This window comes from Streptomyces sp. NPDC055078 (assembly GCF_053607985.1).
The window spans coordinates 1-9,609 of sequence record NZ_JBSGUP010000304.1; the positions used below are offsets into that span (position 1 = coordinate 1).

Genomic DNA, 9,609 nt, shown 5'->3' on the forward strand with positions numbered 1-9,609 from the left:
GACCGCTTCGGGGCGATCAACTCGGCCGTCGAGGTCGACCTCGACGGCCAGATCAACGCCGAGGTGGCCCGCAACACGTATGTGGGAGCGGTCGGCGGGGCCATCGACTTCCTGCGCGGGGCCGCCCGCTCCCGGGGCGGGGTGCCCATCGTGGCGCTGCCGTCGACGGCGGGCCGGGCGAGCCGCGTCGTGACCCGGCTGAGCGGCCCGGTCAGCACCCCCCGCGCCGACGCCGGGGTCATCGTCACCGAGTACGGCACGGCGGATCTGCGCGGACTGCCGGTGCGGGCGCGACGGGAGCGGATGCTCGCCCTCGCCCACCCCGACCACCGCGCCCCACTGGAGAAAGCGATGGAGGACGAACTGTGCCCATGAACGCCCCACGATTGAGGAGAGCGGCGATCGTCTCACCCCTGCGAACACCCGTCGGCACCTTCGGCGGGACCCTGCGACCGGTCCCGGTGGAGGACCTGGCCGCCACGGTCGTCAAGGCGGTGGTGGAGCGGACCGGTGTCGACCCCGGGCGGATCGGCGACGTCGTCATGGCCCAGTCGTACGCCAACTCCGAGACCCCGTGCGTGGGCCGCTGGGCCGCGCTGCACGCCGGGCTGCCGGTCGGGGTTCCCGGTCTCCAGCTCGACCGGCGCTGCGGCGGCGGCCTCCAGGCCGTCGTCACCGCGGCCATGATGGTGCAGACGGGCGCCGCCGATGTGGTGCTCGCCGGCGGTGTGGAGAGCATGAGCAACATCGAGCACTACTCCACACAGGTGCGCTGGGGCAGCCGTTCCGGCGGGGTGGAGCTGTACGACCGGCTCGACCGGGGACGCGAACGCTCCCAGCCCGAGGCACGGTTCGGTCCGATCTCCGGCATGATCGAGACGGCCGAGAACATCGCCCGGGAACACGGGATCACCCGCGACGAGGCCGATGCCTACGCGGCCCGCAGCCATCAACGGGCCGCAGCGGCACAGGAGTCGGGCGTCTTCGACGAGGAGATCGTGCCGGTTCCCGTACCGCGGCGGCGCGGTGAACCGGTGCTGTTCGACCGGGACGAGGGCATCCGCCCCGGGACCACGATCGATGTCCTCGCGCGGCTGCGGCCCCTGCTGCCCGGCGGCACGGTGACGGCGGGGAACGCGAGCCAGCAGAACGACGCCGCCGCGGCCTGTCTGGTGGTCGCCGAGGACAAGCTGGCCGAACTGGGCCTGGAACCCCTCGGCTATCTCGCCGGCTGGGCCGCCGCGGGGTGCGAACCAGCGACCATGGGCCTCGGCCCGGTCCCCGCCGTGGCCAAACTGCTCGCCGCCACCGGGGTCTCGTTCGACGACATCGATCTGATCGAGCTGAACGAGGCGTTCGCCTGCCAGGTGCTGGGTGTTCTCAAGGGATGGGGCTTCACGGACGACGAGCAGAGCGCGGACCGCCTCAACGTCCACGGCTCCGCCATCGCGCTCGGTCATCCGATCGGAGCCACGGGGGTCCGCATCCTGGCCACCATGCTGCGTGAACTGCGGCGGCGCGGCGGGCGGTACGGCCTGGAGACCATGTGTGTCGGCGGCGGCCAGGGCATGGCCGCGCTCTTCGAGGGGGCCTGATGACCGAGCTGGAACCGAACGGCATCGTGGCGTACGCCGCGTACCTTCCGCGCCACCGGCTGCGGCTCGCCGAGCCGGCCGGAGCCGGGGCGGGCGGCAGGATCGCCGCGTCCTACGACGAGGACAGCACCACCCTCGCGGTGGCGGCGGCCCGGCAGCTGACCTACGAGGGGGAGCGGCCGGAATCGGTGTACTTCGCCACCACCTCGCCCGCATACGCGGACAAGACCAACGCCACCGCCGTGCACGCCGCGCTCGGGCTGGGCCCGGAGTGCTTCGCCGTCGATCTGGCGGGCTCGGCCCGCTCCGGAACCGGAGCGCTGCTCGCCGCGGCGGCGAGCGGCGGCCTCGCCGTGTGCGCCGATGTGATCACCGGACTGCCCGGCTCGCCCGACGAGCGCGCGGGCGGCGACGGAGCGGCGGCCTTCCACTTCGGCGATCCGTCCCGGGCCCTCGCGCGCATCGTGGGGCGGGCCTCGCGGACGGCCGAGTTCCTCGACCGGTGGCGGGCCCCGGGCGAACCGGCTGCCCGCCGCTGGGAGGACCGCTTCGGACTGGAGCGCTATCTGCCGCTGGTGACCGACGCCGGGCAGCGGGCCCTGAAGCAGGCGGGGGTGGCCGAGCCCGACCATGTCGTGATCTCCTCGCCCAACCCCCTGGTGGCCAGGCGGGCGGGCATCCGGGGGCGGATCACCTCTTCCTGGCGGCGCGGCTGGAGCGGAGCCGCCGACGCGGGGCTCGGGCTGGCCGAGGTGCTGGACCGGGCCCAGCCGGGGGAGACGGTGCTCGTGCTCGCCGCCGTGGACGGCTGCGACGCGCTCGTCCTCCGCGTCACCGACCGGGTGCGGACCGGACGTCAGCCCCGGCCGGTCGCCGACCAGTCGGCGTCGGGCCGGGACGTACCGTACGTGACCTATCTGTCCTGGCGCGGACTCCTGGAACGGGAGGCGCCACGGCGTCCCGAGCCCGATCTGCCCGCGGCACCCCCGTCGGCGCGGGCGCGGGCGTGGAAGTTCTCCTTCACCGGCTCCCGCTGCCGTGACTGCGACTTCGCCCATCTGCCGCCCGCCCGGGTCTGCAAGAACTGCGGAACGCCGGACGCGATGGACCCGCTGCCGCTGGCAGACGCGCGGGGCACGGTGACCACCTTCACCGTGGACCGGCTCGCCCACTCGCCCTCCCCACCGATGATCGACGCCGTGGTCGACTTCGACGGCGGCGGGCGCTGCACGCTCGAACTCACCGACGCGGCACCGGATGAGATCGAGGTCGGCACCCGGGTCACGCCGAGTTTCCGCCGGCTCTACACCGCACAGGGCGTGCACAACTACTTCTGGAAGGCCCTACCCGTGGACGACGACCGATGAACGCACAGGGGATCAAGGACCGCGTGGCCATCGTGAGCATGGGCTGCACCCGCTTCGGCGAACACTGGAACAGCTCCGCCGACGATCTGCTGATCGACGCCGTACGGGAGTGCCTGGACGGTGTCGAGGGCACCGGGGTGTCCGATGTGGAGGCGTACTGGCTGGGCACCCTCGGCTCCGGGCAGTCCGGGCTCACCCTCAGCCGTCCGCTGGGCCTGGACCACCGGCCGGTCACCCGCGTGGAGAACTACTGCGCCACCGGCTCGGACGCCTTCCGCAACGCCTGCTACGCCGTGGCGTCCGGCGCCTACGACCGGGTCATGGCCGTCGGAGTGGAGAAGCTGAAGGACTCCGGATTCAGCGGGCTGACCCGGATGGACCCGCCCGGCGACGGTACCGCGCCGGAGAACTCGCTGACCGCCCCGGCGGCCTTCTCCCTGCTCGACCCGGCCTACTGCGCCGCGTACGGCGTCGATCCGGCGGCCATGCGAGAGGCCATGACCCATGTCGCGTGGAAGAACCACGCCAATGGGGCGCGCAACCCGCGCGCCCAGTTCCGTACCCCGGTGTCCAAGGAGAAGATCGCCGCCGCGCCGCTGGTGGCGGGCAGGCTCGGGGTCTTCGACTGCTCGGGGGTCTCGGACGGGGCCGCCTGCGCGCTGATCGTGCGCGCCGAGGACGCGCATCGGTACACCGACCGTCCCGTCTATGTGAAGGCGCTGTCGCTGACGGCCGGGCCGGGCCGGGCAGCGGCCGACCCCGACTACGACTACACCACGTTCCCCGAGGTCGTCCGCAGCGCCCGGGAGGCGTACCGGCAGGCCGGGATCACCGATCCGCGTACGGAGGTCTCCTTCGCCGAGGTGCACGACTGCTTCACGCCCACCGAGGTGGTGCTGATGGAGGACCTGGGCTTCGCCGAACGGGGCCGTGCCTGGAGAGACGTCCTGGACGGAGCCTTCGAACTCGGCGGGCGGCTGCCGGTCAACCCGGACGGCGGGCTGAAGTCGTTCGGGCATCCGGTGGGGGCGAGCGGGCTGCGGATGCTCTACGAATGCTGGCTCCAGTTCCGGGGCGAGGCCGGTGAACGGCAGCTGAGCGGCCCCCGGCTGGCCCTCACCCAGAATCTGGGCGGCCGTCCCGGCGCCTGTGTCTCGTTCGTGTCGGTGGTGGGCGCGGAGCGGGGCTGAGCAGGGCCCGGGGTGGGTGGCAGAGGCTTGACGAGCTTATTTATTTTAAATTAGATTCTAGGAGTGAAGGAGGTGCGTCCCTGATGAGCGGAGCCGAAGTTCCGGACACCGTGAGCACCGAGGCGGCGATCGCGGCGGCCCGCCGGCTGTACGACGCCCTGGCCGACGGCGACCAGGGGTGTCTGGCCGAACTGCTGCACCCCGGCTTCCGGGGACACACCAGCGAGGGACTGCCGCTGGACCTCGGCGGCGTCCACGCCGGACCCGAGCGGATGCGGCACGACTTCTGGGGCCGGATCGCCCGGCACTTCCACGCGCGCGCCGAGCCGAGGGAGTTCCACCGCATCGACGACGGACGACTGCTCGTCATCGGCCGGTACACAGGGAAGGGCCGGGAGAGCGGGGCTCCGCTCGACGCGTCCTTCGTGCATCTGCTGCGCTTCACGGGCCACCGGATCACGGAGCTCGTGCAGCACATGGATACGGCACGGTGGGCGCGGGCACTGAAGGGAGAAGGCTCTGAGCCCGAGCCTGAGCCCGAGCCCGAGCCCGTGCCCGAGCCCGTGCCCGAGCGCGAACCCGTGCCGGAGTCCGTGCCCGTGCCCGAGCGCGAGCCCGAGTCCGTGTCCGCGGCTGCGCCCGGGCGGCCGGAGCCCGCACCCCGGCTCACCGAACTGACCCGCATCGAGTTCGACGTCACCGACGGCCTCGCCCACATCCGGCTCAACCGGCCCGCCGCCCGCAACGCGCTGGACGCCCGGACGGCCGATGAGCTGCTGGAGACCGCCCGCCGCTGCCAGGAGGACGAGAAGGTGCGGGCCGTGCTGTTCAGCGCCGCAGGACCGGCCTTCACCGTGGGAGGCGACATCAAGGTGTTCGCCGGGGCCGCCGAGGGCGAACTGCCCGCACTGCTCAACGGCATGGCCGGTGTCCACCACCGGGCGCTCGACATCTTCAGCGCGCTGGACGTGCCCATCGTGTGCGCTGTGCACGGCGCCGCCGCAGGAGGCGGCCTCGGCCTGGTGTACTGCGCCGATCTCGTCTACGCGGCGGAGCGCACCCGGTTCGCCCTCGGCTTCGCCGCCCTCGGACTCACCGGCGACGGCGGCGCCTCCTGGTTCCTGCCCCGCCTCATCGGTGTCCGGCGGACGGCGGAACTCTTCTACGGACAGCGGACCCTGACGGCCCACGAGGCCGCCGAATGGGGCCTGGTGACCCGGGTCGTCCCGGACGACACCCTGCACCGGGAGGCGTTCGAGTCGGCCAGGAGGCTCGCTGCCGGACCCACCCGCGCCTATGCGGGAATGCGCCGGCTGCTGCGCGCGTCGGATGCCCGCACGCTCACCGGACAACTCGCCGCGGAGGTGCGCTCCCTGAGCCGCACCGCGGCAACGGCGGACGCGGCCGAAGCCATCGCGTCGTTCATCGGCAAACGCGAACCGCACTACCAGGGACGGTGACGGAATGACAGGACTGATCGTCGACAGCAAGGAGCACGCCGCGCTCCGCGAGAGCGTCGGCAGGATCGCCGAGCGGTACGGCCACACCTACTTCGCCAACCGCGCACGCGAGGGAGGCCAGGTCGGCGAACTCTGGGAGGAACTGGGCCGCAACGGCTTCCTCGGCGTCCACCTCCCCGAGGAGTACGGCGGGGGCGGCGGCGGTCTCGCCGACTACCAGGTCGTCCTGGAGGAGCTGGCCGCCCACGGCATGCCCCTTCTGATGGGTGTGATCTCACCCGCCATCACGGGATCCATCGTCTGGAAGCACGGCTCGCCCGCGATGAAGGCCGAGTGGCTGCCCGGGATGGCCGACGGCAGCCGGAAGATGGTGTTCGCGCTCACCGAGCCGGACGCCGGCTCCAACAGCCACCGGGTGTCCACGACCGCGCGCCGCGACGGTGACGGGTGGCGGCTGACCGGCACCAAGTACTATATCTCCGGCGTCGACGAGGCAGCGGCCGTCCTGGTCGTGGCCCGCGACGGGGACCCTGACCCCTCGGGGCGTGCGCCCCTGTCCCTCTTCGTGGTGCCCACCGACGCGCCCGGCCTCACCAAACAGGCCATCCCCACCGAGCTGAACGTCCCGGAGAAGCAGTTCACCCTCTTTCTCGACGAGGTACGCCTCGGTCCCGAAGCCCTCATCGGCGAAGCCGGACGCGGACTGCGCCAGGTCTTCGCCGGTCTCAACCCCGAACGGATCCTCGCCGCCGCGCTCAGCAACGGCATCGGCCGGTACGCCCTCGACAAGGCCGCCGCCTACGCGCGCGAACGCACCGTGTGGAACGCCCCGATCGGCTCCCACCAGGGCGTGTCCCACCCTCTCGCCGAAGCCTATGCCGCCGTCGAACTCGCCCGGCTGGCCGCCGCCCGCTCGGCGGAGCTGTACGACAGCGGGCAGGACGCGGCGGAGGCCGCCAACATCGCCAAGTTCGCCGCCGCCGACGCCTCCCTGAGGGCACTCGACCAGTCCATCCAGACCCATGGCGGCAACGGCCTGTCCCGGGAGTACGGCCTCGCCGACCTCTGGTTCGTCGCACGGCTGCTGCGCACCGCCCCGGTCAGCCGGGAGATGGTCCTGAACTTCATCGCCCAGCACAGCCTGCACCTGCCCGCCTCGTACTGACGCGGCGTCCTCAAGGACCTTCAAGGACCTCAGAGAAACGGAGAGAACCCGGATGAAAGACGTCGACGCGCTGGTCGTCGGGGCCGGAGCCGGCGGTATGTTCACCGCCGCACGGCTCGCCCACCGCGGCTACCGCACCCTTGTCGTCGAACGCCTCGACCAGGTCGGCGGACGCGCCTCCACTCATGACATCGACGGATTCAAGGTCAACAACGGTGCCATCGTCCTGGAGCTGGGCGGCATCGCCGAGGAGACCTTCGCCGAGGTCGGCGCCCCCTACGACGTACGGATGCCCAAGCCGCCACTGCTGTACCGGATCGGCGGCAAGGACGTCGACGTCACCAAGGGAGGCTGGGGCGTGCTGCTCGGGCAGCTGACCCGGCAGGGCGCCAAGCTGATGAAGGGGATCGGCGCGGCCCGCGAGGACGACGGACTGCCCGAGGGCGAACTGACCACCGCCGAGTGGGTGGCCAAATACACCAGGAACGAGAACGTCCACGCGGTCTTCCGCAATATCTGCGGATCGATCTTCGCGGTGGGCTCCGAGGAGCTTCCGGCGAGGGTCTTCCTCACCTACTTCACCCGCAAGAGCGCCTTCAAGAAGTTCGGCTTCCACCCCGAGGGCACCATCGGGGCCTGGCGGGCGCTCGCCGGGGTCGTCACCCGGCACGGCGGTGAGATCTGGCTGAACAGCGAGGTCACCTCGCTGACGGTGGAGGACGGCCGGGTGACCGGCGCGAGGGTCCTGCGCGACGGGGAGACGACCGAGGTCGGCTGCGGCTTCGCGGTGAGCAACGCGGGACCCTCCGCGACCGTCGCGATGGCGGGGGAGGGGAATCTGCCCGCCGGCTACCGCGCCGAGGTGAAGCGCCGCGACCGGCCCTCCTCCATGATCACCGTGAACTTCGCCAGCCGGGAGCGGCTGATCGAGGCGCCCGGCATGCTGAGCTTCGGCAAGACCCGGCGGCTCTGCTACATCGCCAACTTCTCCGAACTGTGCCCCGAGATGTCTCCCGACGGCTGGAATCTGTACTCCGCCTCCGGAGTGCCCAAACCCGCTGTCGGCGCGTTCGACGAAGCCGCCGAGACCGAGTTGGTCATGGCCGATCTGCGGGAACAGCTCGCCGGTTTCGACCGGGCCCGGGTGCTGTCGACCGTGGTCACCCGCGACGGCTGGCCGCCGCAGCGCGCGGTCGCCGGTTTCGATCTCGCGCCCACCACCCCGATTCCCAATCTGTGGAACGTCGGTGACGGCGTCAAGGAGTACGCCAACGGCGGGACCACGGCGTGTGCCGAGACGGCCAAGCTCGTCGTCGAGCAGATCGCCGAGCGGCATCCGGCCGGCGGCTCTCGCTGACGCACGCCGTCATCCGCCCATCCCTGGAGAACACATGAAGATCACCCTTGACCGCGGCAAGTGCACGGGACTCGGCATGTGCGAGGCCCTGGCACCCGACTTCTTCGAGATCGACGAGGACGGCGAACTCGTCCTGCTGAAGGAGGACGCGTCGGACGGCGACCTCGACGCGGTACGCCAGGCGATCGAGGCGTGCCCCACCGAGGCGCTGAGGCTGGCGCCGTGAGCACCGCACCGGACCCGGCCGGGACCGGTCCGACCGCCGGCAGCCCGGCGGACACGGGCCCCGCGAGCACCGTGCCGGGACCGGTCGGCGACCCCCGTACCCTCGTGGTCGTCGGCGCGTCCCTCGCGGGCCTGCGGGCCGTCGAGTCCGCGCGGCGCGGCGGTTTCGGCGGCCGGATCGTCCTCATCGGGGCCGAGCCTCACCTTCCGTACGACCGGCCGCCACTGTCCAAGGCGTTCCTCGACGGCGACGCGGACCTGCCGCCCTTCCGCACCGAGCAGACCCTCCGTCAGGAACTGCGCGTCGACCTGCGGCTCGGCACGACGGCCACCGGACTGGACCCGGCGACCCGCACAGTCCGTACGACGGCAGGCGAAGTACGGTACGACGCCCTGGTCATCGCCACCGGAGCCGCCGCCCGCCGGATGCCGGGCGCCGGACGGCTGCGCGGGGTGCACACCCTGCGGACCCTCGACGACGCGCGGGCCGTCCGCACGGCGCTGGACGCCGGCGCCCGTACGGTCGTGATCGGGGCGGGCTTCATCGGCTCCGAGGTCGCCTCGGCCGCCCACAAACGCGGTCTGCGGGTCACGATCGTCGAGGCCCTGCCCGTACCGCTGGTCCGGGCCGTCGGGGAGAGGATGGGCGGGGCGTGCGCGGCACTTCACCGCCGCCATGGGATGGATCTGCGCTGCGGCAGCGGCGTGGCGGCGCTGGAGGGAGACGGAGCTGTCGAGTCCGTACGCCTGACGGACGGTACGGAACTCCCGGCCGGTCTGGTGGTCGCCGGCATCGGAGCCGCCCCGGCCACCGGCTGGCTCGAAGGATCCGGGCTGACCCTGGACGACGGCGTCGTCTGCGACGAGAACCTGTTCACCGGAGTCCCCGGTGTGTACGCGGCGGGCGATGTCGCCCGATGGCACAACCCGGTCTTCGGCCGCCCGATGCGGCTTGAGCACTGGACGAGCGCCGCCGAACAGGGCGCGGCGGCGGCCCGCAACGCCCTCGGTCCCGCCGGACCCGAGCCGTACGGCTGTGTCCCCTACTTCTGGTCCGACTGGTACGACACCCGGATCCAGTTCGTCGGCGCGGTCGCTGCCGACGAGGTCCGGGTGGCCGGCGGGGACCCCGCCGACGGGCGGTTCGTCGCCCTCTACCGCGACGGTGACCGGCTGGCCGGCGCCCTCACGATGAACGGTCAGACCGAGATCATGAAGTACCGGCGGCTGATCCTGGGCGGGACCTCGTG

The 9,609-nt window shown here is 72.2% G+C and carries 9 protein-coding genes; all 9 read left to right on the plus strand.

Features of this window, described 5'->3' with window-relative positions; all coding sequences use genetic code 11:
- Positions 1-375 (plus strand): acetyl-CoA hydrolase/transferase C-terminal domain-containing protein (locus tag ACWF94_RS23610; RefSeq protein WP_453491808.1); only part of this gene is annotated, 375 nt, incomplete at its 5' end.
- Positions 372-1,595, plus strand: a complete 1,224-nt coding sequence (locus ACWF94_RS23615) for an acetyl-CoA C-acetyltransferase (RefSeq protein ID WP_453491811.1) — start codon at positions 372-374, stop codon at positions 1,593-1,595. The genes ACWF94_RS23610 and ACWF94_RS23615, both read left to right, overlap by 4 nt.
- Positions 1,595-2,962 carry an OB-fold domain-containing protein gene (locus ACWF94_RS23620; protein WP_453491814.1) on the plus strand — a complete coding sequence of 456 codons (1,368 nt, stop codon included), beginning with the start codon at positions 1,595-1,597 and terminating at the stop codon, positions 2,960-2,962. The genes ACWF94_RS23615 and ACWF94_RS23620 overlap by 1 nt, the downstream gene beginning before the upstream one ends.
- Complete coding sequence (locus ACWF94_RS23625) at positions 2,959-4,152, plus strand: acetyl-CoA acetyltransferase (protein ID WP_453491817.1); 1,194 nt, start codon at positions 2,959-2,961, stop codon at positions 4,150-4,152. The genes ACWF94_RS23620 and ACWF94_RS23625 overlap by 4 nt, the downstream gene beginning before the upstream one ends.
- Before the next feature lie 83 nt (positions 4,153-4,235).
- Positions 4,236-5,612, plus strand: a complete 1,377-nt coding sequence (locus ACWF94_RS23630) for an enoyl-CoA hydratase-related protein (RefSeq protein WP_453491820.1) — start codon at positions 4,236-4,238, stop codon at positions 5,610-5,612.
- 4 nt (positions 5,613-5,616) lie between these two features.
- Positions 5,617-6,777: an acyl-CoA dehydrogenase family protein gene (locus ACWF94_RS23635; RefSeq protein WP_453491823.1), complete on the plus strand. Its 1,161-nt coding sequence runs from the start codon at positions 5,617-5,619 to the stop codon at positions 6,775-6,777.
- 52 nt (positions 6,778-6,829) lie between these two features.
- Positions 6,830-8,134 (plus strand): phytoene desaturase family protein, encoded by a 1,305-nt coding sequence (locus ACWF94_RS23640; RefSeq protein ID WP_453491826.1) that lies wholly within the window; start codon positions 6,830-6,832, stop codon positions 8,132-8,134.
- Positions 8,135-8,168: 34 nt separating this feature from the next.
- Complete coding sequence (locus tag ACWF94_RS23645; protein WP_453491829.1) at positions 8,169-8,360, plus strand: ferredoxin; 192 nt, start codon at positions 8,169-8,171, stop codon at positions 8,358-8,360.
- The coding region (locus ACWF94_RS23650; RefSeq protein ID WP_453491832.1) for an NAD(P)/FAD-dependent oxidoreductase at positions 8,357-9,609 on the plus strand (1,253 nt) is incomplete at its 3' end. The genes ACWF94_RS23645 and ACWF94_RS23650, both read left to right, overlap by 4 nt.

What these genes read in the sequence shown, in the direction of transcription:
- ACWF94_RS23615 (WP_453491811.1), top strand. Translation starts at nt 372, where the DNA reads ATGAACGCCCCACGATTGAGGAGAGCGGCGATCGTCTCACCCCTGCGA.
- ACWF94_RS23620 (WP_453491814.1), top strand. Translation starts at nt 1,595, where the DNA reads ATGACCGAGCTGGAACCGAACGGCATCGTGGCGTACGCCGCGTACCTT.
- ACWF94_RS23625 (WP_453491817.1), top strand. Translation starts at nt 2,959, where the DNA reads ATGAACGCACAGGGGATCAAGGACCGCGTGGCCATCGTGAGCATGGGC.
- ACWF94_RS23630 (WP_453491820.1), top strand. Translation starts at nt 4,236, where the DNA reads ATGAGCGGAGCCGAAGTTCCGGACACCGTGAGCACCGAGGCGGCGATC.
- ACWF94_RS23635 (WP_453491823.1), top strand. Translation starts at nt 5,617, where the DNA reads ATGACAGGACTGATCGTCGACAGCAAGGAGCACGCCGCGCTCCGCGAG.
- ACWF94_RS23640 (WP_453491826.1), top strand. Translation starts at nt 6,830, where the DNA reads ATGAAAGACGTCGACGCGCTGGTCGTCGGGGCCGGAGCCGGCGGTATG.
- ACWF94_RS23645 (WP_453491829.1), top strand. Translation starts at nt 8,169, where the DNA reads ATGAAGATCACCCTTGACCGCGGCAAGTGCACGGGACTCGGCATGTGC.